Annotated in this window: 23 protein-coding genes and 1 pseudogene; 13 read left to right on the top strand and 11 right to left on the bottom strand. The window is 42.7% G+C overall.

Annotation, left to right across the window (positions count from 1 at the left end; genetic code table 11):
- Positions 1-28 precede the first annotated feature (28 nt).
- Positions 29-3,799: a DNA replication protein gene (locus R2S67_RS00005; protein WP_317341621.1), complete on the bottom strand. Its 3,771-nt coding sequence runs from the start codon at positions 3,797-3,799 to the stop codon at positions 29-31.
- Positions 3,800-4,298: 499 nt separating this feature from the next.
- Here R2S67_RS00005 and R2S67_RS00010 point away from each other — a divergent pair, with 499 nt between their 5' ends.
- Entirely contained in the window at positions 4,299-5,483 is a 1,185-nt protein-coding gene (locus R2S67_RS00010; RefSeq protein ID WP_317341622.1) for a hypothetical protein, read from the top strand.
- Between the two features lie 193 nt (positions 5,484-5,676).
- On the opposite strand, the pseudogene R2S67_RS00015 reads toward R2S67_RS00010, so the two are convergent.
- Positions 5,677-6,001: pseudogene (locus R2S67_RS00015) on the bottom strand (transposase); the annotation flags it as partial.
- Between the two features lie 403 nt (positions 6,002-6,404).
- Here R2S67_RS00015 and R2S67_RS00020 point away from each other — a divergent pair.
- Both R2S67_RS00020 and R2S67_RS00025 read left to right on the top strand, forming a co-directional pair.
- Positions 6,405-8,009, top strand: coding sequence for a S8 family peptidase (locus R2S67_RS00020; RefSeq protein WP_317341623.1), 1,605 nt, complete (start codon positions 6,405-6,407; stop codon positions 8,007-8,009).
- A 771-nt stretch (positions 8,010-8,780) separates the two neighbouring features.
- Positions 8,781-9,029, top strand: a complete 249-nt coding sequence (locus tag R2S67_RS00025; protein ID WP_317341624.1) for a hypothetical protein — start codon at positions 8,781-8,783, stop codon at positions 9,027-9,029.
- Positions 9,030-9,169: 140 nt separating this feature from the next.
- On the opposite strand, the gene R2S67_RS00030 is transcribed toward R2S67_RS00025, so the two are convergent.
- Both R2S67_RS00030 and R2S67_RS00035 read right to left on the bottom strand, forming a co-directional pair.
- Positions 9,170-9,415: a hypothetical protein gene (locus R2S67_RS00030; protein WP_046873683.1), complete on the bottom strand. Its 246-nt coding sequence runs from the start codon at positions 9,413-9,415 to the stop codon at positions 9,170-9,172.
- Between the two features lie 40 nt (positions 9,416-9,455).
- Entirely contained in the window at positions 9,456-9,671 is a 216-nt protein-coding gene (locus tag R2S67_RS00035; protein ID WP_005375557.1) for a DUF3820 family protein, read from the bottom strand.
- A gap of 143 nt (positions 9,672-9,814) precedes the next feature.
- Here R2S67_RS00035 and R2S67_RS00040 point away from each other — a divergent pair, with 143 nt between their 5' ends.
- Positions 9,815-10,123 (top strand): cysteine-rich CWC family protein, encoded by a 309-nt coding sequence (locus tag R2S67_RS00040; RefSeq protein WP_080955956.1) that lies wholly within the window; start codon positions 9,815-9,817, stop codon positions 10,121-10,123.
- Positions 10,124-10,161: 38 nt separating this feature from the next.
- Here R2S67_RS00040 and R2S67_RS00045 read toward each other — a convergent pair whose 3' ends face one another.
- Positions 10,162-10,506 carry a HopJ type III effector protein gene (locus R2S67_RS00045; protein WP_048625233.1) on the bottom strand — a complete coding sequence of 115 codons (345 nt, stop codon included), beginning with the start codon at positions 10,504-10,506 and terminating at the stop codon, positions 10,162-10,164.
- Between the two features lie 199 nt (positions 10,507-10,705).
- Between R2S67_RS00045 and R2S67_RS00050 the strand changes: the two genes are divergently transcribed.
- Positions 10,706-12,475, top strand: a complete 1,770-nt coding sequence (locus tag R2S67_RS00050) for a choice-of-anchor I family protein (RefSeq protein ID WP_317341661.1) — start codon at positions 10,706-10,708, stop codon at positions 12,473-12,475.
- Between the two features lie 70 nt (positions 12,476-12,545).
- On the opposite strand, the gene R2S67_RS00055 is transcribed toward R2S67_RS00050, so the two are convergent.
- Both R2S67_RS00055 and phhA read right to left on the bottom strand, forming a co-directional pair.
- Positions 12,546-12,884 carry a 4a-hydroxytetrahydrobiopterin dehydratase gene (locus tag R2S67_RS00055; RefSeq protein ID WP_005375563.1) on the bottom strand — a complete coding sequence of 113 codons (339 nt, stop codon included), beginning with the start codon at positions 12,882-12,884 and terminating at the stop codon, positions 12,546-12,548.
- Positions 12,874-13,668 (bottom strand): phenylalanine 4-monooxygenase, encoded by a 795-nt coding sequence (gene phhA, locus R2S67_RS00060; RefSeq protein WP_317341662.1) that lies wholly within the window; start codon positions 13,666-13,668, stop codon positions 12,874-12,876. The genes R2S67_RS00055 and phhA overlap by 11 nt, the downstream gene beginning before the upstream one ends.
- A 222-nt stretch (positions 13,669-13,890) precedes the next feature.
- On the opposite strand from phhA, the gene R2S67_RS00065 reads away from it, so the two are divergent.
- On the top strand, positions 13,891-15,864 hold the full coding sequence (locus R2S67_RS00065; RefSeq protein ID WP_258663117.1) for an acetoacetate--CoA ligase: 1,974 nt from the start codon (positions 13,891-13,893) through the stop codon (positions 15,862-15,864).
- A 155-nt stretch (positions 15,865-16,019) separates the two neighbouring features.
- Here R2S67_RS00065 and R2S67_RS00070 read toward each other — a convergent pair whose 3' ends face one another.
- The gene (locus R2S67_RS00070) at positions 16,020-16,595 is read right to left on the bottom strand and encodes a class I SAM-dependent DNA methyltransferase (RefSeq protein WP_006742039.1); all 576 of its coding nucleotides are present in this window, start codon (positions 16,593-16,595) and stop codon (positions 16,020-16,022) included.
- 171 nt (positions 16,596-16,766) lie between these two features.
- On the opposite strand from R2S67_RS00070, the gene R2S67_RS00075 reads away from it, so the two are divergent.
- Positions 16,767-17,645, top strand: a complete 879-nt coding sequence (locus R2S67_RS00075; RefSeq protein ID WP_006742040.1) for a LysR family transcriptional regulator — start codon at positions 16,767-16,769, stop codon at positions 17,643-17,645.
- 176 nt (positions 17,646-17,821) lie between these two features.
- Positions 17,822-18,718, top strand: coding sequence for a cation diffusion facilitator family transporter (locus tag R2S67_RS00080; RefSeq protein ID WP_005391129.1), 897 nt, complete (start codon positions 17,822-17,824; stop codon positions 18,716-18,718).
- A 96-nt stretch (positions 18,719-18,814) separates the two neighbouring features.
- Here R2S67_RS00080 and R2S67_RS00085 read toward each other — a convergent pair whose 3' ends face one another.
- The 3 genes from R2S67_RS00085 to yddG all read right to left on the bottom strand — a co-directional run bounded on the left by R2S67_RS00085 (position 18,815) and on the right by yddG (position 21,164).
- Entirely contained in the window at positions 18,815-19,144 is a 330-nt protein-coding gene (locus R2S67_RS00085) for a hypothetical protein (protein WP_152813942.1), read from the bottom strand.
- A 24-nt stretch (positions 19,145-19,168) separates the two neighbouring features.
- Positions 19,169-19,498: a hypothetical protein gene (locus tag R2S67_RS00090; protein ID WP_080936685.1), complete on the bottom strand. Its 330-nt coding sequence runs from the start codon at positions 19,496-19,498 to the stop codon at positions 19,169-19,171.
- A gap of 763 nt (positions 19,499-20,261) precedes the next feature.
- Positions 20,262-21,164 (bottom strand): aromatic amino acid DMT transporter YddG, encoded by a 903-nt coding sequence (gene yddG, locus R2S67_RS00095; RefSeq protein WP_048625236.1) that lies wholly within the window; start codon positions 21,162-21,164, stop codon positions 20,262-20,264.
- Positions 21,165-21,284: 120 nt separating this feature from the next.
- Between yddG and R2S67_RS00100 the strand changes: the two genes are divergently transcribed.
- The 5 genes from R2S67_RS00100 (at position 21,285) to R2S67_RS00120 (ending at position 25,557) form a co-directional block, all read left to right on the top strand.
- Complete coding sequence (locus R2S67_RS00100) at positions 21,285-21,434, top strand: hypothetical protein (protein WP_006742043.1); 150 nt, start codon at positions 21,285-21,287, stop codon at positions 21,432-21,434.
- 12 nt (positions 21,435-21,446) lie between these two features.
- Entirely contained in the window at positions 21,447-22,097 is a 651-nt protein-coding gene (gene elbB / locus R2S67_RS00105) for an isoprenoid biosynthesis glyoxalase ElbB (RefSeq protein ID WP_046873691.1), read from the top strand.
- Positions 22,098-22,430: 333 nt separating this feature from the next.
- The gene (gene yiaY / locus R2S67_RS00110; protein WP_005391135.1) at positions 22,431-23,579 is read left to right on the top strand and encodes an L-threonine dehydrogenase; all 1,149 of its coding nucleotides are present in this window, start codon (positions 22,431-22,433) and stop codon (positions 23,577-23,579) included.
- Between the two features lie 138 nt (positions 23,580-23,717).
- Positions 23,718-24,794 (top strand): PQQ-dependent sugar dehydrogenase, encoded by a 1,077-nt coding sequence (locus R2S67_RS00115; protein ID WP_046873692.1) that lies wholly within the window; start codon positions 23,718-23,720, stop codon positions 24,792-24,794.
- A 142-nt stretch (positions 24,795-24,936) separates the two neighbouring features.
- Positions 24,937-25,557 (top strand): HAD family hydrolase, encoded by a 621-nt coding sequence (locus tag R2S67_RS00120; protein WP_046873693.1) that lies wholly within the window; start codon positions 24,937-24,939, stop codon positions 25,555-25,557.
- Positions 25,558-25,573 lie beyond the last annotated feature (16 nt).

Consider the following 25,573-nt stretch of genomic DNA (forward strand, 5'->3'; position numbering starts at 1 on the left):
GGGCAGTGTTCTTTCACTACATATCAAGCTATCTGCTTTCCATATAATCTCTCTTCTTTTCATATTCAATAGATTTCAATTTACCCTCAATTTGTTTCTCCACATAGAATTTATGCTCAAGAAACTGAATGGAGTTAAAAAGTGGCAGCAAACTTTCAAGAAAATTCCTTTCTCCCTCCAAGATGGGAACTCGACTTCCCGACCATGACCGAGTAGTTAGTTCGTAATCTAGCGTTTGAAAGTCCTCAAATTTAGCATTTTCACTAAGAAATAGACCTAACAGTTCCCGCCTGAATTCTTCACTAAGATATTGTGCAGATTGAAATAAAAAACACGTAAATTTAATATCCGAAGCATTTTTCTTGACGGCATTGCGGAAAAAATTATGTTTTTTCTGATTCATATCTTCCGATTCAGTTTTCCCTTTTTCTTTAGTGAATAATTTACTAAATATATTTTCTCTATACCTGAAAGAGTGTTCATCTTTACTCTGAAGATATCTCGCGTATTCTTCAACTTCTTCGATGTAGCCCTCTCTTTCCCACAAAAACTTTAACTCTGGCATATTTGTGTGTAAATCAGGCCATCTTTCATTTTCATATATTTGATCGATCAATTTATATAAAAAAGCAAACCGTCTGTCTAAAAGAAGTTTTAAAGCGTCGCCAGAATAATCCCAGTAACGCTCTAGACTGTAGGTGGCTAGGTATGCATCAAAAACCAGTTCCTCATCTGGCTCAAATGCTTCAAACCAGTTGCCAAATATGCTGGAGTGACTACTAAATAGGTGTCCTAGTGATCTTGCATAGTTAGCATCTTCATGGGATTTATCAGTTAGAATTCTGACTACTTTGCTATAAATAGCATCGTCAATGCTCTTATACTTATCCAAGTAATCTAGCCAACCATGCAATTCGTTACTTGGCGTGTTGCTAATGTGCTCTATTAATAAGCGAGCGTCATCATCGGCAATGGACTCCTCTGGCAATGATGCAAAATAAGTAGATAGCCATAACTTCTTCCACCGATATTCTTTGCTATTTAACAGCGAAAAAACGTCACTACTAGATTGAGACTTAAACAGGTCTGTAACTAAGAAATGAGGATTTACTTCAAAATAGTCATCATAATCCATATACCTCAATACAATTTCAGGAAAGAGGTCAGGCACTGATTCAGCCATAGCGTGAAGACTCATTTCGATTCCGTTTTTTAATGAGTAACCCCTATCTCTATCCGACAGGGCATTATTCAATTCTTTACACCTATCAATGAAGTCAATGAAATCTGTTATCGAAATTCCTGCAAAATGCTCAACTAAACTCTGATGACGGTATTGATTGTATTCCTCATACCCCATTTCAAGCATGCGCCGCTCATGCCTGTCTTCAAGAAGTAAGTGTGAAAGTTTAAGCGTTTCATTAAAGAATTCTTCTTTCCACTCCTTTGGATAGTTCAACTCCAAAGATTCAAGGTGCTCACAATAGTCTTGCATCATCATGCAGTGAGACAAATTATCCTTATTTAACTTTTTAACAAAATATCGTTCAAAAAGAGGAAGGTCAGCATCAGCCATATCCGCTCCCTCATATCTTGCTCTGCCTATGTACTCACTAATTACATCAATAACGAAAGGTTGCAACTCATCTTTATCCATTAGAAAAGATAGGTTTGAGATAATCTTATCTCTTAAAGCGAGTAGGTATTCATCAGGAGATAGCCTAAAAGTTATTATGCTTATTGCATCACCGTGAGACCACTGATGCTCCCTGTGCTCAACTTTTAGCAGATAACTAGCCGTTAAAATAAAAAGTCGACTGAATAAGTAGTTTTCCCCTTTATCCAGTTGTTCTATCAACTTATCTACAATGAACGATTGTACATAATAGCCGTATCGACAATCTTTAGGCTTAAAATTGTAACGTTCAGACAGCACTCGTATTACAAAGCCAAGGGACGCCTTACTTTTAGCAAGATATTTAAGCAGCAATTCAAAGGACATTTTAAATTCTTGCTCATCATAATACCTAAAACTTGTTAACAAACTGATTAAAGATGATTTATCTGCCTCGTTCTTAGCCTCCTCATAATTTTCATCTTTCCAATTAATATCAACGTCCGGCATTCCGCTAATAACCTTTGATGAAAAAACCAAAGCCTCTGTTGGCAGGGCAAACCAAAAAGTGCTCAAAAACTCTATCGATTTATCGACACTCTCGCTTTCAGAATATTTTTCAAATATATCTTTAACCTCACTCCTAATGCCAGCAACAACTTTCCTTTGGTCAAAGGCACTAATGATAGGATTTAGTGAATCAACAATAGTTCTTGTGTAGTCAGGATAGAAATCTTTAACGATTAATGAGAATGGTATTATCTTCTTTTCAAATACGGGTATATAAAAAAGGTAAGTAGATAGAACTTGGTCAGATATCTTCACTACTTCGCTTTCATACAAATCGACTATTTCGTTTTTATGTAAGATATCAACAATTTCCCAAAATTCCTCAGCCTGTATCCCGAAGGAATTTTCCACCATACCCATTTGCTGTTCATTAAGTTTGTCAATTTTTCTAAAGAAAGAAATAGCGCAAGCCGCAACAACCAACCTCTCATCGTTAAGCACAAGTTTTACATTCTCGTTCTCCCCAAAGTAATCGCTATATAAGGAAGTAACATTTTGGATAGACTCTATTTTATTTGTTTCTATAGCAACTTTTGATGCCATTACAGCCAGTCGTGGATTGCCGCAGGATATTTCTTGTATTCTTTTTTGGTACTCCCCATTTTTAATTCCAAATAATGTTTCAGACAACTCTTTAATCTGCTCATCAGTTAAAGGGGTAATGACCTGCTCATGAAGTTCGGTATATTTACTAACCTTTTCTATAACGGATTCTCGTGCATAATCTCGTACTGTAGCGATAATTCGAAAAGTCCGGCTTTCATCTTTTTCATTTAGATAGTGAAGTATGTAATCAAGTCGATTGTCTAGTCTGTTTGCATCGTCGACAAAAATAAGATAATCCCCTGGTTCGCTAAAGCATGCGGTTATATCCCTTATTAGGTCTGCACCTTTATCAAAAAGACAAACAACATTTGTGTTGTTGTTTTCTTGTTGGACTTGTTTTGCCAAATTTACTGAAAATAATGTTTTTCCTAACCCGGCTGCACCTGATACAAGTAGAAAATTAGAAGAATTCAGAGTGCTGACTGCATTACTTAGCAAGTCATCACAGAATAGCAACTCATTGTCGATAGACGTTGTAAAATTGCTTCTACCATATCTTTCAATAAAATCATCAATACTCAACAACTGACCAGTATCTAATGGTAAATCTAAATACTCTTCTGATAGGACTGGATAAGAATTTTTAATGCTCAAAGAAATTGAATCAAGACCATTGAGAGTCAACATTACTCCTCTTTCGTAGCAAAGGGTTCTAAGTTCGTTGATTTCTTCCGTAGTAAGTTTACCCAAATAACATATGATTATTTCACTGATTTCATCTACAGGAATGCTTGTTTTATTTTCATCAAAGCACTTTTCAATGTCATCTTTTAGTTTATTGGCTAGACGCTCCTGTTGAACGGTATATTCCGAAAAAATATACTTTCCATTCTTCTGCATAAACAGACAGTCTGGCGTACCTTTAACAACTCGGTCAGTTGTATTCATCATTCCAATAGGGTTTATATTTTCATACCCCTTTCTATACAGCCAATCATCACAGAGTCTTTGAAATTTTCCGCCTTCCATTTCAAGCAACTTAGATTTTATTTGGTTTTGACTTCCCATAATCCCTCTGTGTGAACATAAATTCTAAAACTTAGGCAGCTGGATCTGAATGCCCTATAACAGTGCGTTTCAGCAGACATTGTCTTTATAATATTTTCAGAAAATAAAGACACAACGCCAGCAACATACTGTTCTATCAGTCTTATTCTTCCTTACACTCACAAATTGCAGAACATGTCTGTATGGTAGTAAGTGCTCAACTAGACTCATAATCTGCCATTAACAAAAGTAGGTCAAGAAATGACATGAGAAAGTGGTCAGGAATTTTGAGCTAAACAGTTTTGGGGCAGAATTGAGTTATCCAACACGCCTTCCCATCCGACTGCATCACGAGAGTGCAATAGCTTGCTCTTATGGGCGTGCTGAACTGCTCGCTGACTAATGAAGTCATCAAGTCAAAGTAGGAAAATGAGACTTCGTGAACGCCATAAAGTAATGCATTGGGCTAATCTTATGGTTTGTTTTTCTCAGCGTTTTTAGGTAGCAACGGAGTTCTTTCATGAGCAATGGTCCAATCATCGTATCCCCCGAAAGCAGCGTTCAGAGGCTTCAACGAGTCGAGTTGCAGGCAACAGGTATCTACGATGAGAAGTGGTTACAGCAACTTATCTTTGCTAACGCTGACCTATTACCCTTTTATGAGATTGATGCGGACTATACCGGTGCGGTACCAGTGTGTATGGAGCTTGCCACTAAGTCGGGTCGAGTGGACTGCATCTATGTGACGCCATCGGGCCGATTGGTCATCGCGGAAACCAAACTCTATCGGAATCCTCAATCTCGTAGAGAAGTGATTGGACAGATACTCGATTACGCTAAAGACTTGATGAATTGGAGCTACGACGAACTTGATACTAAGGTTTGTGCAATTAATGGTGGTCTGTCGCTTTTTGAATTGGTTAAGGCGGATGGCCATGAAGTATTAGAAGCCTCATTCATTGATTCGGTCCAGCGAAACCTCTCAAAAGGCCGCTTCTTATTATTGGTAGTGGGCGATGGTATTCGAGAGGGGGCTTTTGAGATAAAGGACTTTCTTAATACGTATGCATCAATGGAGTTTTCTTTTGCCATGGTTGAGGTGCAGATCTTCCACATGCCAGGCGAACAACTGCTCGTGAATCCTCAAGTGATGCGCAAAACTGAAATTACTGAGCGCCGAGTGATTTCGATTAATCAAGTAAGTAGTGAAGTTACTGAGAAACTTGAATCCACCAACGAGCAAAATGAATCAGCCACAAACAAAGGTTCTGGTCAATCCTATGAGTATTGGAGTGCCTTGCTTGATTATCTTGAGCTTGATGACACTAGTGTAAGGTTACCAACCCCTTCGGCTAAGGGGCACTTATGGTTCGAGTTACCACCAAGGGCACACAATAGTTGGATAACAACTTACCGATCTAAACCCAATGAGGTGGGTGTCTTTGTGAGGTTCAGAAATGACGCACTTGGACAATACTTGTTTGAGTACCTGTATGCAAGGCGAGAGTCATTGATGCCACTATTGCCGAAGGACTCTGAATTTGTCCCAGAGAAGCTAAAAATCTCGCTACCTGTAATAACTCTTGACTGGCAGAACGAAGAGTCTTGGAAAGAAGCGTTTGATTTCTACCAGTTGCGTTTAAATCAAATCTACCCCATCGTTAAGCCTTTGCTGCTGCAAGCGCTCAATACGTATGAAAATTAACGACGTTTATAACCATAAACTGTACAACAAATAAAGTATAAGATGATAGTTCTCCGACTTACCAGACACTACACAGATAAGTGAAAGTAGGTCAAACCACCTGCGTCACTGGCACGGAATGGGGCAAAGGTGTGTTGCAGTTCTTAAATGGGGAAGTGTTTTCCTCATATTCCTCAACCAATGCAGCTAGCCTTTCAAGTTTACAAATTAGTCTGATATTTGCTCTATCGAAAGGGATTGAGGTTACTTACCTTGGCGATATTTTTTAAAGTGCTCAATACCGTGTTGTATGCGACATTCAACACTTGTGCTGTTTCCCTAACTCCAGAGCTATTCATTGACATATCGACAATTTTTTCTTTTACATCTGGCTTGCGGACTTCGTAAACTTAATCGAGTTGAAAGCCCTTTCGACACTCGATATGCCTGAAACGAGGAAAGCCAGAATGCCCTTTTCCATGTTCACGGACGGGCTCTGTTTTATTACAGAAACGACATTGAACTTGGATAGTAGCCATGAGTTAAAAAACATCAGAAACCAGGTGGCTATATTAACATCTATCAACCAATTTGAGTCATGACCAATGAAAGGATAGTTAGGTTTTTATTGCGTAAATTATCGGTAAGAATAGTGCATATAACAGGCAATAAGCCAGGTGTGTAGAATTATTCTATTTTAGGGATTTTGCTCTAAATCTAAATGAATCTTTGCATTTCAATTTCAATAAAGCTTGGTTATTGATCATGTTTCTGAGTATGTGAATTATTATCAGTTATGCATGTTGTTGCTCATTGTCTAGTTTGATTTGTGTAACGTCACTGCAGCACGTATTGAGCGTACTACGCTGATTGTCTGTGTTTTCGTGTTGACAGTTTGGTACTAGGTAAAATCAACAAGACTATGATTTCAAGGAACATTTTATGTTAAAGAAACTACTAAGTTGTTGTATCACCTCCGCGCTCTGTTTTCATTCTTCTCTCGCTTTTTCGCAACCCAATGAGATTGCGGACAGTGCAGAGTTACAACAAGCTCCCGACACATTGCCTACCACTTTGATGCTTGCACCGGACGACATCGCCATTGCAGATCGATATATAGTGGTATTTCAACAACCGCAAATGATGGCGAGCAGCTCACCGGAATTCGAGCAATTCACGCAACAGTCTGTAGACCGCATGTCCGGTTTATATTCGATACAAGTGGAGTCGGTTTTTGACCACTCGATCAGTGGATTTGTCGCTAACTTGAGTCCTGAGCAACTAAAAGATCTGCGTTCTGATCCTCGTGTGGACTACATTGAGCAAGACAGAATCCTATCGCTTGACCCAATAGTCTCGGCAGACGCAAATCAAACCAATGCCATTTGGGGACTAGACCGAATCGACCAACGTAACTTGCCACTCGATAACAACTACAGTGCCAACTTTGATGGGACTGGGGTAACGGCTTATATTATCGATACTGGTGTGAATAATGCACATGTTGAGTTCGGTGGTCGCTCAGTTTCAGGGTATGACTTTGTCGACAACGATGCAGATGCAAGTGACTGTAATGGACACGGGACACACGTTGCGGGCACCATTGGCGGCAGCTTGTATGGTGTTGCGAAAAACGTCAACCTTGTCGGCGTGAGAGTATTGAGCTGTACCGGATCGGGTTCTACGTCTGGTGTTATTGCCGGTGTGGACTGGGTGGCTGCGAACGCTTCCGGACCTTCAGTCGCCAACATGAGTTTAGGTGGCGGTCAATCTGTTGCTCTAGATAGCGCAGTGCAAAGTGCGGTTCAATCAGGTGTCAGCTTTATGCTAGCAGCAGGTAACTCCAACGCCGATGCATGTAACTACTCTCCAGCACGCGTAGCTACAGGAGTGACTGTCGGTTCGACCACAAGCACGGATGCACGTTCGAGTTTTTCAAACTGGGGCAGTTGTGTGGATGTGTTTGCGCCAGGCTCACAAATCAAATCTGCGTGGTATGACGGTGGTTACAAAACCATTAGTGGTACATCGATGGCGACGCCACATGTAGCGGGTGTAGCAGCACTGTATCTTCAAGAAAACACTTCGTTATCTCCAAGCCAAGTAGAGGCCTTGATCGTTAGTCGCGCAACTAGCGGAAAGGTGACGGACACAAGAGGCAGCGTGAACAAGCTACTTTATAGCTTAACGGATGCTGATTGTGGCCAAGACTGTGGTGGCCCAGATCCAACACCGGATCCAGAAGGTAAGTTAACCTCGGGTGTGCCAGTGAGCGGTTTAAGTGGCTCAACCGGTCAAGTCGCGTATTACTATGTTGATGTAGAAGCTGGGCAGCGCTTAACCGTACAAATGTATGGTGGCAGCGGTGATGCGGACCTGTATCTCCGTTTTGGTGCAAAACCAGCACTGAACGCATGGGACTGCCGACCTTTCAAATACGGTAACAATGAAACATGTACGGTCAGCGCGACACAAAGTGGACGTTACCACGTCATGATTCAAGGTTACTCAAACTATAGCGGTGTCAGCATTCAAGCGAGCTACTAGTTATTATTTTCGTTATTGAAAGAGAACAAAGCCCACTTGTCGGTGGGCTTTGCTTTGGGAATACTGAGTTTAATAGGTGGCGTTCGATGCTATTCAAACGCACCGGCCTTTTTCTTCAAGAACTCAACTCGAAGCGGCATCGAAGCTTTCTATTAGTTAGTACACCGCATAAGTCGGGTTCTCCAAGTCGTGTACATCAAATAGGATGCGAACTTAATCTCCTCGAGCTAACTCTTTCTCCATCATAAATCTTGGCATGATGGCAAACCCAAGATGATTCAAAACAAATTCTTTACTGTGACCGCGGTTCTCACTTGCAATTTTAGGCTGTGAGACAAACGCGTGACCTGACCTTGGCTGTTGATCATCGTGAACGATATAGTGGCTAATCCGAGAAGGTTGTATCCACTCAAAACTCAGACCCTATACTGCACATGTTGATGGGCTGGCAACGGTAACATTGGATGAAATGGGCCTTGAACCACGCAAGATCATTATAAATGGGAACTATTAGGCAAAGAGACGATCGAACGAGCTAAATTGGAATGGGGCAAAGACGTTACAAACCATACAGACACGCCACTGATATAAATGTTCGAGTCCTTTTCTATTAAATCATTAATAACCAAGGATATTGCAAAGAGAGTTGTGGACAGTTAGCAGTATCAGTAGGCTTGTGCCAGTCAGGGCACCTGACTTTGGGAACGCACTAAACATGAGCCTTGGATTCTGCTACCGTAAAGCCCATATTTAATTTGAGAGAGATGGATAATGAACGACAGTTGGGCTAACTTCTTTCCGTACTTTGCTGGAGCTTTTAAGCTTATTGTATTAGGTATTGGAGCTTACTTAGCTATTAAATGGCATTTTGATGAAGAGCGAAGAGTAAGGGAAGCCGAAGGCGTGGTATTCAATAAACCAAGCTTCAAGAAAAAGTTCGCAATGATGCTAACCTTCCCATTCCTTCTAGGTCTTCTAGTCCTTCTCGTTATTTATGCAACTAACTGGTTTCTCTACTGAAGGACTTTATTGATACGATAAATGTTTAAGCTCTCAACGGGTTTGGAGCAAAAAAGAGTCAGCCTAACGGTCTGGCTCTTTTGAATGAAAACACATGGTATCGTGGAATAACTAGGGAAGCTGTGGCAGGTTACACTCACTTACTCCTTAGGCAGGTGACCAGTTTCCTTCGCAAGCTTTTGCATCGCCTCGGCAAACGTTGTTGTCCCGCCTTTAGCTTTAACCTGTATTACCTTATACCCCATTTTTTCCAACGCTTGGCGCTCTGCCAAAACAGCTTTGTCATCTTGCTGGCTACCTTGAGCTGGCTGATGAATGTAACATCCCTCTAATTTACCATCTTCGACCAATTGGTGGTGTTTCAGTGCATCGATATCAAAATTCATAATAAGTCTTTTCATTAAAAGTGGGAGTTTCTGTGGCTAGTTACATACGCTTCAAAGGCTTCACGACACTATCTAAGCCTTCAATTTTGAGCGCTAAACACAGCTTGAGCAAATCCCCTAGTTCGCCGCTTGGCCAGCCCTTTTTATCGAACCACAATAAGTATTCTTCAGGTAGGTCGATTAACACTCGCCCTGCATATTTCCCAAATGGCATTTGCATTCTAGCGAGTTTAATGAGGTTTTCTTTTTCTAACATAAGTGACAAAGATTTGAGGTAACTCGTCCAAGAATATCACTGCCGCCCTCTCCTCACCAGCAAATCGCACTCACGTTTATTTTGGCGGCCTTGACTCGCTTTGTGCTAGAGTACGCGGCATAAAAAATGAGAACGAGAAAGCAATGAAGTCACCTTGTCGAGCAGCATGTAAAAATAACGCCGGAATATGCTCTGGTTGTCACCGAACGATGGATGAAATCATCCAATGGAAAGACAAAACCGATCTCCAACGAGATACGATTATCGAACAAATCGCAGGGAAAGATTCAACGCACAATTGTCCTGAGTGCGGGACTCAAGCCCATTGTGATATCGCCGCAGGCAAAGAAACCTGTTGGTGCTTTACTATTGAAACCCGTGATTTACCCAAGCCAAGCGCCAACCAGCTGTGTTTGTGCCGAAAATGTCTAGAAAAAAAGCCAGTCGCATAATACGACTGGCTTACTGTTCTGCGTTTTCTGACTGGTGTTTATTTAGCGGTTAAAGCGGGTGCTTCAAACCTAATACCATCCCACCCTCTCACCATAAAATTACGAATATTCTGGTGATCGCTGTTCTCTGGATGCTGCAATACATCTTCACGATAAAAACGGCCAAAGCAGGCTAGCGTCGCTTCTTTGTCTAGGTTATTTAGCAAGCCGAAAGCGAAGATCTTACACGAACCGTTGTTCTCACCCGCGTTGTTTTGCGTCTCACCATTAACAAAAGCGGTTGGCTCAAACGTATAGTTTTCTTCGATCACCGCCATCGTTGCTTCAAATTCGACCTGCTCTGGTGAAGCTGCCAACAAATCTAAAAACGATTTTAATTCCATTATTCCTCTATCCCTACTTCATCATTTTGATGACACATTAGTTTCATAAAAAGCCAATATAAGAGTCATCAATCATACATATATTCAGAGCCTTACCAAATCACACGTCATTCAGCGTTCCATCATTCCAATTGCGGAAATGGACAGAAGCATAAACCCCATGCTGATTGACAACGTATCGGATTGATAAGGAGATATCATGATCACCCCTTTAAAGGCAATCGGTGCACTCGCATTGTCATCACTTGCCATCGCGTGTTCATCACAACCCGAAGATACCGTGGCTTCATTCGCTACACAATGCAAACCTACCACTGCGCCCGTTGCTGGGGAAACTTCAATTCAAGGGTTAACGTTTATCGGGACATCCGTTGCTGATGCCCCATTCGACACATCGGCAGCTGAAATCGTCAGTTATGACGCCTGTACGGATAAGCTCTATGTGATCAATGCTGAAGCAAAACGTGTCGATGTACTTTCTATGGATGACAACGGCGTACCAACGCAAACCGCATTCATTGATCTCAACAGCGCTGGCGAAGCAGCTGGCGTTGAAATTGGCGCTGCAAACAGTGTCGCTGTATTCAATGGTTTGGTCGCGGTTGCGATTGAAAACAGTAATAAACAAGCGAATGGTATTGTTGGTTTGTACCGCTCCGACGATTTGTCATTAGTCACGACGTTCCCAACAGGCGCATTGCCAGACATGGTGGGCTTCTCGAAAGATGGCCGATACATCGCAACCGCTAATGAGGGCGAACCAAACAGCGATTACAGCGTCGATCCTGAAGGTAGCGTCACTTTGATCGATCTGAACCTTGGCGTTACTCAAGCAGAAGTGACACAAATTGGCTTTAATGAGTTTGATGGTTCACGAAAAGCAGAGCTCCCAATGAATGTGCGTATTTCGGGGCCAAACGCCACTATCGCTCAAGATCTAGAGCCTGAATACCTCACTTTTGCAGATAACGGTAAAATCTATGTCGCGCTACAAGAAAATAACGCCATGACAATCGTCAATCCAGTGAGCAAATCGGTAGAAAAAATTGTTGGCTTAGGTGAGAAGTCTTGGTCGGACGCTAAACTCGATGCATCTAACAAAGACAAAATTATTGGAAACTTGAAAAGCTACCCACAACTGGTTGGCTTATTTATGCCTGACACCATCGACAGCTACTCAGTGAATGGGAGTACTTACATCGTATCCGCAAATGAAGGCGACGGGCGTGAGTACGGATTCAAAACCACTCAAGAACTGTGCGACAAAGCTGGCTTTATGTGGGATGAAGACGATTACCTTGGTACAGATGAATACACATCTGAGCAAGGGAGCTGTTTAAGCCATATTGATGAAGTGCGCGGTAAGAAGCTGAAAGTAGAAGCAGAACACCCATTGGCAGAGGCACTAAAAGACAACAAACAACTCGCGCGTTTAAAAGTGATTAAGCCGGCACAAACGCTTTCTGCACAAGATAAGGTTCAAGCATTTGGCGCACGTTCATTCTCGATTTGGGATGAAAACGGCAAGTTGGTGTTCGATAGTGGTGACGATTTCGCGACCATCGCGCTGCTGAATGAAGGTAAAAACTTCAACAGTACCAACGATAACAATCACAGTGGCGATGACCGAAGTGATGATAAAGGCATTGAGCCAGAGGCGATTGAAGTAGCACAAATTAACGGTCGTCATTACGCGTTTATCGGCTTGGAGCGTCAAGGCGGTATCATGATTTATGACATTACCGATCCGAAACAAGCGCAGTTCCTACATTACGTAAACCGTCGTGATTACAATCAGCCAGTGTGTACAGAAGTCGAAGATGGTGAATGCGCGAACGGCACATACAATCCAAAAGCAGGCGATTTAGGCCCAGAATCCATCAATTACTTTACCCGTAGTGGTGGTCATTTTATCGCTGTTGGCAATGAGGTATCGGGCACGACATCCGTCTTCCGAATCAATCTATAAAGTAATGTAAAAGTCATTTAGAACCAAAACGCCCGACGTAAGCCGGGCGTTTTTTGTATGAGGTAATGTCCTACTCTGCCGATGCTAGCGCGTCACATTTTGATGCGCAGATAAAATCGTTCTTATGCAGACCTTTGATCGAGTGACTCCACCAAGTTACGGTGACCTTACCCCACTCCAACAAAATAGAAGGATGGTGGAACTCATCTTCTGCCAGTTCCGCGATTTTGTTACTGAAAGCCCATGCTTGTTTGAAGTTCTTAAATTTATACACCTTTTCTAGTTGAGGTATGTCTTCTCTTTCAATGATCTGCCAATCAGACAATTGCAGCAGCAGAGATTGTTGTTCTTCTTTGCTTAGTGCAATGGCATCGATACTACAAGCTTCGCATTTTTGTTCATTCAACATGAGCAGGTTCCTTTGGTTCAAAAAGTGGAGGAAGCAGTCCAGCTTCAATCGCTAGATCGGCTTGTTTCAATAAATTTAACTGACTGATTTTAAAGAGCTGAGAAAAGTCATCAATCACGTAGTACTTCGGTTGCATGATGTCGATACGATAAGGCGTTCTCAGCACAGTTTGTAATTCAAATGGGTCGCGAATTGCTACATCACTCTCTAATGCGTAGAGGGTTTCGCCAGGAGATGAGAGAATACCACCACCGTAAATTTTGGTTTTGTCCCCTTCTTTCACCAAGCCAAATTCTACGGTAAACCAGTAGAGACGAGCGAGATACGCTCTTTGTTTTGGTGTAGCGGCTTGCCCTAGTTGACCATAATGTTCGGTAAATGCAGCAAAATCTGGGTTGGTTAACATCGCACAATGACCAAATATTTCATGGAAGAAATCCGGCTCTTGCAAGTAATCGAACTCTTCTCTGGTACGCAAGAATGTGGCGACGGGAAAGCGCTTATTACCGAGCAGATTAAAAAAACGGTCGAAGTCAATAAGCGCAGGAACGGGCTCCACTTGCCAACCTGTTGTCTCCATCAGGACACGATTAATTTCTGGCAATTGAGGAACGCGGTCGTGAGGTAAATCAAGCAGCGTTAAACCGTGTAAATAAGCCTTACAAGCTCTGTTTTGGATCACACCCATTTGTCGTGTTACCAAATCTCGCCAAATGGCGTCTTCTTCACGGCTCCATTCAACCCTGCCTTCCTGGTTTACGGGTTTAGAACGATACTGAGTCATGGCACATCTCCATTAACAAATCCTTTACATTAAGCCTATCTTCAGTCTTGAGAGCTTCCAATCCCCACACGATTTTCTCAGTATCAATCCGATGTAACATATTGTTTACAACACGTCGTAACTGCATGATTTTTATGACACGATATAATATCTAGCTTGTTTGACTTTATCGTGTATTCCTCTCAAACTAAAATCTGTTACCACTTTGTTATAGAGGGACCTATGCGCGAGAGCAGCAAAGTATGGCAACCGAGCGAAAGTCGTATCGAAGAAGCCAACATCACACAGTTTATTGAACACATTAATCGACAAGGAAATACCATTGAAAACTTCGCCGATCTGCATCAATGGTCGCTCGATCATGTGGAAAAATTTTGGCAAGAAGTCTGGTTATTCTGCGACGTCATTGGTACTCAAGGAGAGACCGTAAAGGAGCAAGCAGAAAGTCGCTGGCAGCAACCCGTCGAAAATAGGGACATGAAATGGTTCCCAAACGCGCAGATTAACTACGCCGAAAATTTGCTAACCTACGCGTGTCACCAACCCGATGATCTCGCGATTTGGTTTGAAAATGAACGTGAAGAAAAGCAAACCTACACATGGAAACAATTGTGTGAAGAAGTTTCGAGTGTCCAGCAATGGTTGAAAGAATGTGGAATCAAGCAAGGTGATGTCGTCGCTGGCTATTTGCCTCACTTACCTCAAACGGTGATAGCCATGTTAGCAACCACCAGTTTAGGGGCAACCTGGACTTCTACCTCACCTGATTTTGGCGTTGAAAGCGTTTTGGAGCGCTTTGGTCAAGTGAAACCTAAAATCCTGTTTACTTGTGATGGCTATACATTCAATGGCAAAACTTTCGATATGTCTGAGAAAAACCAGCATATTGCGGATCATCTTGATGGTCTTAAACAGGTTTGCCAAATTAGCTACCTGAAACCACACATTTTTGAATGCGACGTCTGCACTCAAGATTGGCAAAACGTCCTGAATCAATACACACCCGAAGCGCTAACTTTTACTCGTGTTAATTTTAACGATCCGCTATTTGTGCTCTATTCTTCAGGCACGACAGGCAAACCGAAATGCATCGTTCATTCCGTCGGCGGAACAGTGCTTAACCATTTGAAAGAGCACCAACTGCATTGCGACATCCAACCTAACGACAGAGTGTTTTATTACACGACCTGCGGTTGGATGATGTGGAACTGGCACGTTTCTTCACTCGCGAGCGGCGCATGTTTAGTAATTTTTGATGGTAGCCCTGTTTATCCCGCTCATAACGTGCTTTGGGACCTCGCTGAACAAGCCGAAGTGACGCTGTTTGGAACTTCGGCGAAATACCTAGAGGCATTGGAAAAAGTTTCTTTTTCTCCGCCGAAAAGTGATGCATTTCCAAGTCTGAAAACCATTTGTTCAACGGGCTCGGTTCTGTATCCAGAGCAGTTTGATTATGTCTATCAGCACATTAAAGAAGATGTACACCTCGCATCAATCTCAGGCGGGACAGACATTTGTGGCTGCTTTGTGTTAGGCAACCCTATTTCTCCCGTTTATCGAGGAGAGTGCCAATCCGCAGGGTTAGGGGTCGATGTCAGAGTCTTTAACCCACAAGGTAATAGCGTAATTGGAGAGCGCGGTGAGTTGGTTTGTGCCAATTCATTGCCCAACTTCCCCGCTGGCTTTTGGAACGACACCGGGGAAAGATACCATCGTGCTTATTGGGATAAGTTCGACAATATTTGGCACCACGGCGACGATGTTGAACAAACCAGCGTTGGTGGATACGTGTTTTATGGTCGAAGTGATACCACGTTGAATCCCGGTGGCGTAAGAATCGGCACGGCCGAAATCTATCAGCAAGTGAACAGTATAGACGGTATTCTAGATTCCATCGCAGTAGGAAAAGAAGTCGATCGCAACGAACAAATATGGCTATTTGTCCAATTAATGAAAGGGATAGAGCTCAACGACGAGATGATCGCCTCTATCAAAGCACAACTAAAATCTGCATGTTCTCCAAGACATGTACCTAGTGCAATTTACGCAATAAGCGATATACCTAAAACCCGTTCGGGAAAATTGGTTGAGTTAGCCGTTAAGCAAGTCGTTAACAATCGGAGCGTAGAAAATTTAGGCGCAATAGCCAATCCTGAAGTGTTGGAGGAGATCCGCAGGATAGTCGCCCAAAAATAACCTCAGAACACTTGGTTGTTAGAGAGCCACTTTGCTTACACCCGCAGCGACAGGTTGAAGAACAAGTCAGATTAACTTGGGTACATACCCTCAACCGATAAGAAAAAAGCGAGCTAGGTAGCTCGCTTTTATCATGTGGTGTTCTTTATTAAGTCTTAACGGCGACCAAGCCCCATTAATACCGACATCGTTTTACCGTCAGATGTAATGTCAAAAACGTGTTGCGATTCCACCTCAGTAAAACCTGCATCTTTCAAAGCACGTTTAGACTTCGCTAGGGTAAAACCGTCTTGTTCAGATTCTGCAATCCAATCAAAATGAACAAAGTAACCGCCGTGGTTAAGTAAAGAATGCGAGATTTTTAATGACGCGTCTAAGTCTTCCACAAACGCTAAAACTGACGATGCAACTACTAGGTCAAACTGTCCACGAAACGCTGGATGCTGAGCGACCAAGCCGCGAGACAATGCATCTACGACAGGTTCTACATTGGCAAGCTCTTTTTTATCGAGTTCTTCAATCATGGCTTCCGATGCGTCTAATGCTACGATGTCTTTAACCATCGGTGACAATCGTTGACTTAACTGCCCTGTTCCGCATCCAAAATCTAGTACTTTAATGCCATCAAGCTGAGTTAGCTGTTGTAACTGCTCAAACACCGACTGCGCAAATTGCTCTGTTGCTGGATTTGATTCCCAGTTTTTTGCTAAGCCGTCCCAATCTTGTGCCATCGTGGCCTCCATGTTCACTTTTTGTAACCCACATAGATTACCGCAAAACCGTTAAAAGACCATAGACTTATCTGGCGGATTCGCGTTTTTTTCGATAATCTTTCACGGCTTTGGGAGCACATCTGCATAATACCCAAATTATTTGAATTCATTTATTGGTTGTGTCAAATCATGAACTTAACTCAAGTAGAAGCCTTCTGCACCATCGCTGAGTGTGGTTCTGTTTCTGAAGCAGCAAGGCAACTCGATTGTAATCGCACCAAACTCAGTATGTCGATTAAGGCTTTAGAGAAAGATCTCAACGTTGAGTTGTTTACCCGAACTGGCAACCAGCTCACTCTCTCTGAAGCTGGGAAAGCCATTTACAAAGATTGCGAACACCTACTTATCATCGCACAGCGGATAAGAAAAACCTGTGCTCAAATCTCAGAAGGTTTTAACGCGGAAGTTTGGGTAGCACGTGACGACTCCTTACCTGATGATCTCTGGCAGGAGCTTTCTCATACACTGAATAACCGCTTCCCTTCCACAACCTTCAACTTAATCTTGGCATCCAGTGGCGACTTGGCCAACTTAGTCAGTACCCACCAAGTGGATTTTGCCTTTGGTGTTGATTATGAGCGCGTCGACGATCCTCGTATCGTGTATAACCCGCTAGGCAAGATACGTATGATGTCAGTATGCAGTGCAGAACATCGCCTAAGTAAGATGCGCCGAGTCTCAGACGAAGATCTACGCAGTCAGATGCAAGCGTTGATGGTGTACCTAAATGAGAAAGACAACCCTGAACTGCAGCCTTTCTCGACTCGATACATTGGCTTTTCGAGTTTTGACTACATGCTCAACACCATCTTAGAAGAAGACGCTTGGGGTGTACTGCCAGAACCATTAATCCGCCATTACCTTCGCCAGCAAAAGCTCGCAGTTATCAAGCATACATACGGATTGACACAAGAAGATTACTGTATGTTTTCACCTAACGGTCAAACTGAGCACCCAGCAATGACATGGTTAGCGGATAAATTGAGCGAGTATTTATTTGACTTCTAAACATTTTATCAGTGAGCGCCAATTTTATTGGCACCAAGATCATGCAGCAAGTCATTGTTTTATAAGAGTATAAACAAAAACGCAACTTTTTAGATTAGAACCTGCTCACTTAGTGGTTGCCTAAATTACCTTATGCGAGAAGAATAGTAAGGTATTAAAATTTAAAGGCATCTTTTATGTGTGACAGGACAAGCAAAAACGAAAACCGTATTCTAACCATTTCAGCCCTTTTAGCATCTGGGTTCGCTGCTGGTGGTATGGTACTTGGCTTGCTTGTAGGATCAATTGTCATCGTTTTTGACGGTGTTTACTCTTTGGTCAGCTTACTGTTAACTTTATTGTCACTGGCCGCTTCCTACTATATTAACAAGCCCTCAAAATCTGTATTCCCATTTGGAAAAGCGGTCTTAGAGCCAATCGTTATTGCGATAAAAGCGGCTGTTATTTTAGTGGTTGTAAGCTTTTCTCTTTACTCTGCAATTTCAGCATTGATGTCCGGAGGCCGTGAAGTCGATGCTTCTATTGCCACTCTCTTCGGCATCGTAAACGTCATCGGTTGTGGTTACGCTTGGTGGTTTATGGCGAAACGCAGCCGTCGCTTCTCATCAGGCTTGATTGAAGCAGAGAAAAAACAGTGGCAGATGGATACGCTATTAAGTGTAGCGGTGACGGTAGGATTTGTTGCTGCTTGGGTTGTATCACTAACGCCATTCGCTGAATATGCGGTTTATGCCGATCCTATGATGATGGTGCTAATGGGCTTCTACTTTCTGAAAGTTCCTTTTGATATGTTGGTTGGTGCACTACGTGAGCTACTAATGATGACACCAAGCAAAGAGCTATGTCAGGTCGTTGGCAATGATGTACTAGAGATAGAAAAAACATCTGACCACCAGCTAAAGTTAGCGGGTATCACTAAAGTGGGCCAAGAGCTTCGCATTAACATCGATTTACACGTCGATGACGACACCATTGCATTAGATAAGTTGGAACAAACTCGTACTCAGTTAACGAAACGTCTGTCGAAGCACAGATTCAAACTGCAACTCCATTTAAACGTCGCAAACTGTTAGAACACGAAAGAAAAAACCAAAAAGCACCTAAATTGAATGTTTAGTCTTTACTAAAATGAAAAAACCGCCAATTACGACGGTTTTTTCATATCTGGATTAAACTATACCTTTGAAGTCTACTCGGCCAATTACGCGATTTACGTATTGGAAAATTTGGATTGGAGCCGAAACTTGTTCTAGGTGGATTGGAATGTTGGCAGCTCGATAACTTACATCATTCTTAAACCCATACTTTTCAACCAACTCGTTATCGATAAGCCGATGAATGAGAGCCGTTGCTGAGTGAGTATTTAACCCTATTTTCTTGGAAATATCATCTGCATTGAGCCCAAAGTGCTTACCCTCGTATATCCGGCCACGAACCAATTCGTGATATAGAGCGATCGTCGCGTTCTTCAAAGTCTTTGTGTCTAATAAGCCAAGCATATATAACCTTATCTAGTATTCGTATTAAGTTAGACCTTTGAAGTCTACTCGGGCAATTGCTCGTTTTACGTATTGTAAAATGCTGTTTGGAGAAGATGTTTCATCTAAATAAATCGGGACATTAACAGCTCGATAGCAAACCACATCCAAAAAATCATATTCTTCGACCAATCCGCTTGCGACAAGCCGATGAATGAGGCTGCGCGATGAGAACAAGTTGAGTCCTGTCTTTTCTGATATATCATCTGCGCTGAGTCCGTAATGCGTTCCCTCATGTATGCGTCCACGTACCAATTCTTGATATAGATTCGTCGCTATATTCTTTAAAGCTTTTCTTTTGAAGAAGCCAAACATATCCACCTCTTGCGTTGTTGCATCAAAACTTTAAGGACTGCGATTGTCCACACAATTGCATATCCAATCCTTGCAGTTCGTCACTATTTGCAATTGGTCGCAATAGAAAATAATGATCCTCGGGAATAGCAATTTTAGTTGCGTTTTAAGGGGAGTAAGTCGGTATTATTTTTTGATAATCTGGATTCAATGAGGTGAAAAAATCTTGAACTGAATCACTGTTTTAAAAGCCGAAATTGTGAAAAATCCCGCTCCGTCAGTTGGCCGTTGTAGGAATGCCACCCGTCCGAAACAACGCTAACAATAATAAAAACTGACTCCCGCTTCTCGTAGGCAATACTGGCTGTATGAAACATTTTCAAAAAGTTTCACGGCATGAGCAAAAAGATAGCGGGAGTTAGCCCCCCACCAGCAAAACCCACTGATTTCATTAAAGTAGTAGAGCTAATCGAAAAGTTAGGCCCAATTAAGTATGGGTTTGATAGCCGTGGTAATAGTTAGCAATGTTAAGCCACCAGAGCGGTGGATTTTTTGCTAACCTAACATCATAAATCAGTTACACCTCAGAACGGCCGGAGCGTTTTCAGTTGCAGATGCGACTGAGCCTAAGACAGCTATCTCACCTTGGTAACTGATGCTTACTTTAGGAAAATGGCTGGATGCCCGTCCGATAACAACATGAAGGTTCAATCAGTCCAGCCGGGAGGCATCTATCAAAGCCTTCAAGAGCAGTAAGAGCATTAATCACTCAGATAATTTTGGTTTAACCTGCAGCTTCACGCTTCTCCTTGGTGACAACCCAGCAAAGCAAAGAGCCCACCGTAACCATCACAACTCCCTGCCAAAAGCTCGGGCTCAACGTCACACCAAGAATAATGGAAGAAAATAGCGCAGAGAAAATGGGCGTAAAGTAAGAAAGTGTCGCAAGAAAGACCATGTTTCCGCCAACAATCGCGATGTTCCATAAACCATAACCACCAGCCATCAACGCCGCAGAAGCAAAAAGGTAGCCCATTGCTTCCCATGAAAAAGTCATCTCTGGCTCATCAGCAAACGCATATTTCACCCATAACGAAACAGCAGTAGCAATGAAAAACAACGTAATCGCGTTATGTTTGGATTGCTGCCTCTGGGTTAAATTACAATAAAAAGCCCATATAACTGCTCCTGCGAAAGCCATAAAGTAAACCAAAGGGTTACTACTGACATTGGACATAATCTGAGTTACGGATAAGCCATTCTCACCACTCACCGTCCACGCGACTCCGATAAACGCCAGCGCAACCGCTGGATAAAGCAGCCAGTTTGTTTTTTTGTTACTGCCTAAAACAGCAAACAAAACGGTGAGTGCTGGCCAAAGGTAATTAACAATCGACACCTCAATAGCCTGCGCACGCGAGTTGGAATATCCCAGGGATAAAGCGAGAAATATTTCATAACAAACGAACATCGCGCCACCAAGCACGAGATACTTTGGAGAAAAGTACGATAACTTCGGAATGCCAACTACGATAAGAAGGAAAATAGAACTGAGAGAGTACAACATGGCCGCCCCGCCCACGGGACCTAGGCTCTCGGTAACCAACCTGGCAATGCCAAGTAAGCAACTCCAAGAGAGGATGGCAATACAACCATAAAGTGTGAAACGAAATTGCACTGATTTCATGTGACCTACCACTCACGAATGCCAAAGGAAACATCAGCTTAACTCAAAAATGATCAGGTTCAACGTACTGTTTTATAAAAATCAGTATAAAAATCACACCATTACGCAGTTGGAGTCGATATGAAACATTTTCTGCCCTCGAGTGTTATGCTTACACCTTTTGTTGTGCGCTACTATGATGAAGAAGACGACGATAGCGAAATCGCCGAAACTGATTCGAGCACTCAACATCTAAAAGAAACAGAGCAACAAACGGAAACCTCAGACTAAAGGAATTCTCAAATGAAAAAAGTCGCAGTTATCTTCAGTGGTTCAGGTGTTTACGATGGCACAGAACTACATGAAGCCGTATTAGCACTCCATGCCATTGAAAAAGAAGGTGCATCATGGCATTGCTTTGCTCCTAACATCGATCAATTACACGTGATTAATCATCTAACTGGCGAAGAGATGGACGAAACACGAAATGTGTTGGTGGAATCTGCACGCCTTGCACGTGGCAATATTGATGATGTTGCAAGATTAAACCCAGATGAGTTTGATGCCCTACTCTTACCTGGCGGTTTTGGTGCCGCTAAAAACCTCACTGACTTCGCTGTATCAGGAGCTGAGTGCTCGATTAATACACACGTAGCTCAAGCATGTCGCGCATTCGCTCATGCGAAAAAGCCAGCAGGTTATCTGTGTATTTCACCTGTCATTATTCCGATGATTTATGATCAAGGCGTGAAAGGCACCGTAGGCAACGATGAAGCGATCTCGATAGCATTTAATCAAATGGGCGGTGAGCACATCACTTGCTCTGTCGAGGATATAGTTTTTGATGAAACACACCTCGTTCTATCAACCCCTGCTTATATGTTGGCAGAGAATATCTCTCAAGCGGCATCAGGTATCGAAAAGTTAGTATCAAAGCTGATTGATATTGCATAATTATTGATAGATAACTTATAAACCTACCTCCCACCCCCATTGATAGTTAAGTTATTAATGGGGATTTTTTATACTTTAGTCTAATTTAGAGATATATCCGTATTAGATATCAATTTTTGCCAATCGATTGCGTCACTGGTTTCATATTTGTTCTACTTTATATCTGTGTTGCACCTATACGCTGTGCAACAAGATCACTGTCACAGTTTTTCTCTTGCAAATACCTCTAAATAGGTAAACTTGCTTCAGATCAACTTCAATCTGGAAACGAGTGTGCGACAGTAAATGGCAAATTAAGAAAGATTATTAAAAATAACGACGGAGCTATCCAATATGACAAGTGCATTTTTTATCCCTACGGTAAACCTAATGGGCGCTGGTTGTTTAAAAGACGCAGCAGACAGCATCCAATCTCAAGGCTTTAAAAAAGGTTTGATCGTTACGGATAAGATCCTTAACCAAATCGGTGTAGTCAAACAAGTTCAAGACCTTCTCACTGAACGCGACGTAGCAACCGTTGTGTACGATGGCACTCAACCAAACCCTACTATCACCAACGTTAATGATGGCTTAGCTTTACTAAAAGAAAACGAATGTGACTTCGTTATCTCACTCGGAGGCGGCTCACCGCACGATTGTGCAAAAGGTATCGCTTTAGTGGCGTCAAACGGCGGCAAGATCGGCGATTACGAAGGCGTTGACCAATCCGCAAAACCAATGCTGCCTCTCGTATCAATCAACACAACGGCTGGTACTGCTTCTGAAATGACGCGTTTCTGCATCATCACAGATGAAGAGCGCCACATTAAGATGGCGATTGTGGACAAACACACAACACCATTGATGTCAGTGAATGATCCTGAATTGATGCTTGCTAAACCTGCGTCTCTTACTGCCGCAACAGGTATGGATGCGCTAACACACGCGATTGAAGCTTACGTATCTATCGCTGCGACACCAATCACTGACGCGGTAGCAATCAAAGCAATTGAACTGATTCAAGCCCACCTTCGCACAGCAGTGAAAAACGGTGAAAACCTTGAAGCTCGTGAGCAAATGGCATACGCACAGTTCATGGCAGGTATGGCATTCAACAACGCATCTCTTGGTTACGTTCATGCAATGGCGCACCAACTAGGCGGCTTCTACGACCTACCACACGGTGTATGTAACGCAATTCTTCTACCTCACGTACAACGTTACAATGCGCAAGTATGTCCAGAGCGTTTACGTGACGTTGCTAAAGCAATGGGTGTTGATGTTGAAGGTATGTCAGCAGAGCAAGGTGCTGCGGCGGCCATTGATGCTATCGTTGAGCTCGCTAAAGATGTCGGCATCCCATCAGGCATTAAAGAACTTGGTGCGAAGCTAGAAGATATCCCAACCTTAGCGGACAACGCGCTAAAAGACGCTTGTGGTTTCACTAACCCGAAACAAGCAACGCACGAAGAGATCTCTAAGATCTTCGAAGAAGCGATGTAGGCTCGCTAAGTAAACAATTCTCTAGTCTTAATTCAATCCCCGATCTCGTATTGGGGATTTTTTATGTTCGCATACCCTGCCAAACGTCCTCCTTTAGTGTTAGCTTTTAAGTATCTTGGATTCATATTGGAAGGAACCATGAGAACGATCACTGCAACCCTACTCGCTTGCCTAGCTTTTTCTATCGATGCTGCGGACTATCGTGCCAATGAGGTCGCCAATGGGTTTCAAATCCCATGGGGAATTGAATTTCTCGATAAGCAACAAATGATCGTGAATGAAAAAAACGGCACCGTTTCATTACTTAATATTGCTTCGGGAAAACAGCAAACCCTCTTCAAAGTACCGAATGTGAACACCAGTGGGCAAGCTGGTTTATTAGATGTAGCTCTAGTGCCGAATACCGCTCCACAAAATCCACAGGTTTTCTTTACTTACAGCAAACGTACCGATAAAGGAAATACTGTAGCCTTAGCGACCGCACAATTGAAAAACAATCAACTTGTGGGTTGGAAAGACGTCTTTGTCGCCGACGCCATCACGGACACCAGTCGTCATTACGGCAGCCGTATTGCGTTTGTCGATGACAAGGTTTACTTCTCAATTGGGGACCGTGGCGAACGTGGTAATGGGCAAGACACTCAAACCCATGCAGGCACTATTCTTCGCCTCAACCTTGATGGCTCGGTACCACAAGATAATCCATTCAAGACTTCTGAGGCTCGCCCTGAAATATGGAGTTACGGGCACCGTAACCCACAAGGCATGTTTTACGACGAAGCAACAAAACAGCTTTGGTCGATTGAGCATGGCCCTCGTGGTGGTGATGAAATCAACCTGATTAGGAAAGGTGCAAACTACGGCTGGGCAAAAGTCTCTCAGGGTAAAGAGTATTGGGGACCGTTAGACGTTGGAGAAGCGAAAAGCTTACCGAATATGGAAGACCCAAAGTTGGTTTATATTCCGTCTATCGCGCCAAGCAATATGGTGGTGTATCGTGGTGATAAGTACCCAGAGTTGGATGGAAAAATCCTCGCCGGTGCCTTGAAGCTGGCGCACATCAACGTGGTTTCTATTGAGAATGGCAAGCTCACCGAATCAAAAAGATTGATGGAGAATCTTGGCGAGCGAGTCAGGGATATCACCATCAGTCCGGATGGCTATGTCTATTTTTCAACAGATACAGGCAAAATTTTCCGTCTTGAAGAGAAGTAATCAAACACCAACATCATTGAGACTATTTAATTTGTGACGTATCAGTGATTTATTTTCGTACAAGTAACACGTTTGAATCTAAAATTAACAATAACCTTTTGTTTTTAGAAAGATAGCTTGGTTTAAGTCGTACGAGGTCATCATGGTTCCTTTTCCATTAAAACTTGAAAGAGTCAAAGCCGTTATTTTCGACTTAGACAATACACTCGTCAGCTCCGATATGAACTTCAAAGATCTTCGTCAGCAACTAGGCTGTCCACAAAACGAAGATTTATTGGATTTTGTTGATAAGCTTGACCATCCACATCAGAGAGAGCATGCCCATAATGTTATCTTTGATCATGAAATTTCTGATGCTGAGCAATCATCTCCGATGCTGGGTTGCCACGAGCTTTTGGCATACTTACATCAGCATAAAGTTAAAACCGCGATAGTAACGCGCAACTGTTTGATCGCTACGCAGCGTAAGTTGGAACATAACCGAATTGATGTTGAACATGTCCTCACTCGTGAATGCTACCCAGCAAAACCTGATCCTTTATCGCTCCAAGTCCTAGCCAAAGAGTGGCGATTAATGCCAGATGAAGTGCTTTATGTGGGCGATTTCCTTTATGACCTACAAGCCGCATACAACGCCCAAATGCCATCCTGCCTTGTTCACCACAATACGACTGCACAATTCCACGACTCTGCCTCTCTTGCTGTAACAGAGCTGACCGATTTACTCGAACATTTTCAGTCTTTTAAGCACATTCACGACTAACTAGGCACTTTCATAA

The organism is Vibrio sp. T13N, from assembly GCF_032970445.1.
GTDB lineage: Bacteria > Pseudomonadota > Gammaproteobacteria > Enterobacterales > Vibrionaceae > Vibrio > Vibrio diabolicus.

Coding starts and splice junctions, on each gene's coding strand:
- R2S67_RS00090 (WP_080936685.1), bottom strand. CDS start 19,498: ATGTTTGGCTTCTTCAAAAGAAAAGCTTTAAAGAATATAGCGACGAAT.
- R2S67_RS00075 (WP_006742040.1), top strand. CDS start 16,767: ATGAACTTAACTCAAGTAGAAGCCTTCTGCACCATCGCTGAGTGTGGT.
- yiaY (WP_005391135.1), top strand. CDS start 22,431: ATGACAAGTGCATTTTTTATCCCTACGGTAAACCTAATGGGCGCTGGT.
- R2S67_RS00080 (WP_005391129.1), top strand. CDS start 17,822: ATGTGTGACAGGACAAGCAAAAACGAAAACCGTATTCTAACCATTTCA.
- R2S67_RS00070 (WP_006742039.1), bottom strand. CDS start 16,595: ATGGCACAAGATTGGGACGGCTTAGCAAAAAACTGGGAATCAAATCCA.
- R2S67_RS00065 (WP_258663117.1), top strand. CDS start 13,891: ATGCGCGAGAGCAGCAAAGTATGGCAACCGAGCGAAAGTCGTATCGAA.
- R2S67_RS00085 (WP_152813942.1), bottom strand. CDS start 19,144: ATGCTTGGCTTATTAGACACAAAGACTTTGAAGAACGCGACGATCGCT.
- R2S67_RS00120 (WP_046873693.1), top strand. CDS start 24,937: ATGGTTCCTTTTCCATTAAAACTTGAAAGAGTCAAAGCCGTTATTTTC.
- R2S67_RS00050 (WP_317341661.1), top strand. CDS start 10,706: ATGATCACCCCTTTAAAGGCAATCGGTGCACTCGCATTGTCATCACTT.
- R2S67_RS00100 (WP_006742043.1), top strand. CDS start 21,285: ATGAAACATTTTCTGCCCTCGAGTGTTATGCTTACACCTTTTGTTGTG.
- R2S67_RS00045 (WP_048625233.1), bottom strand. CDS start 10,506: ATGGAATTAAAATCGTTTTTAGATTTGTTGGCAGCTTCACCAGAGCAG.
- R2S67_RS00030 (WP_046873683.1), bottom strand. CDS start 9,415: ATGAATTTTGATATCGATGCACTGAAACACCACCAATTGGTCGAAGAT.
- R2S67_RS00035 (WP_005375557.1), bottom strand. CDS start 9,671: ATGTTAGAAAAAGAAAACCTCATTAAACTCGCTAGAATGCAAATGCCA.
- R2S67_RS00040 (WP_080955956.1), top strand. CDS start 9,815: ATGAAGTCACCTTGTCGAGCAGCATGTAAAAATAACGCCGGAATATGC.
- R2S67_RS00005 (WP_317341621.1), bottom strand. CDS start 3,799: ATGGGAAGTCAAAACCAAATAAAATCTAAGTTGCTTGAAATGGAAGGC.
- R2S67_RS00055 (WP_005375563.1), bottom strand. CDS start 12,884: ATGTTGAATGAACAAAAATGCGAAGCTTGTAGTATCGATGCCATTGCA.
- R2S67_RS00010 (WP_317341622.1), top strand. CDS start 4,299: ATGAGCAATGGTCCAATCATCGTATCCCCCGAAAGCAGCGTTCAGAGG.
- R2S67_RS00115 (WP_046873692.1), top strand. CDS start 23,718: ATGAGAACGATCACTGCAACCCTACTCGCTTGCCTAGCTTTTTCTATC.
- yddG (WP_048625236.1), bottom strand. CDS start 21,164: ATGAAATCAGTGCAATTTCGTTTCACACTTTATGGTTGTATTGCCATC.
- R2S67_RS00025 (WP_317341624.1), top strand. CDS start 8,781: ATGAACGACAGTTGGGCTAACTTCTTTCCGTACTTTGCTGGAGCTTTT.
- elbB (WP_046873691.1), top strand. CDS start 21,447: ATGAAAAAAGTCGCAGTTATCTTCAGTGGTTCAGGTGTTTACGATGGC.
- R2S67_RS00020 (WP_317341623.1), top strand. CDS start 6,405: ATGTTAAAGAAACTACTAAGTTGTTGTATCACCTCCGCGCTCTGTTTT.
- phhA (WP_317341662.1), bottom strand. CDS start 13,668: ATGACTCAGTATCGTTCTAAACCCGTAAACCAGGAAGGCAGGGTTGAA.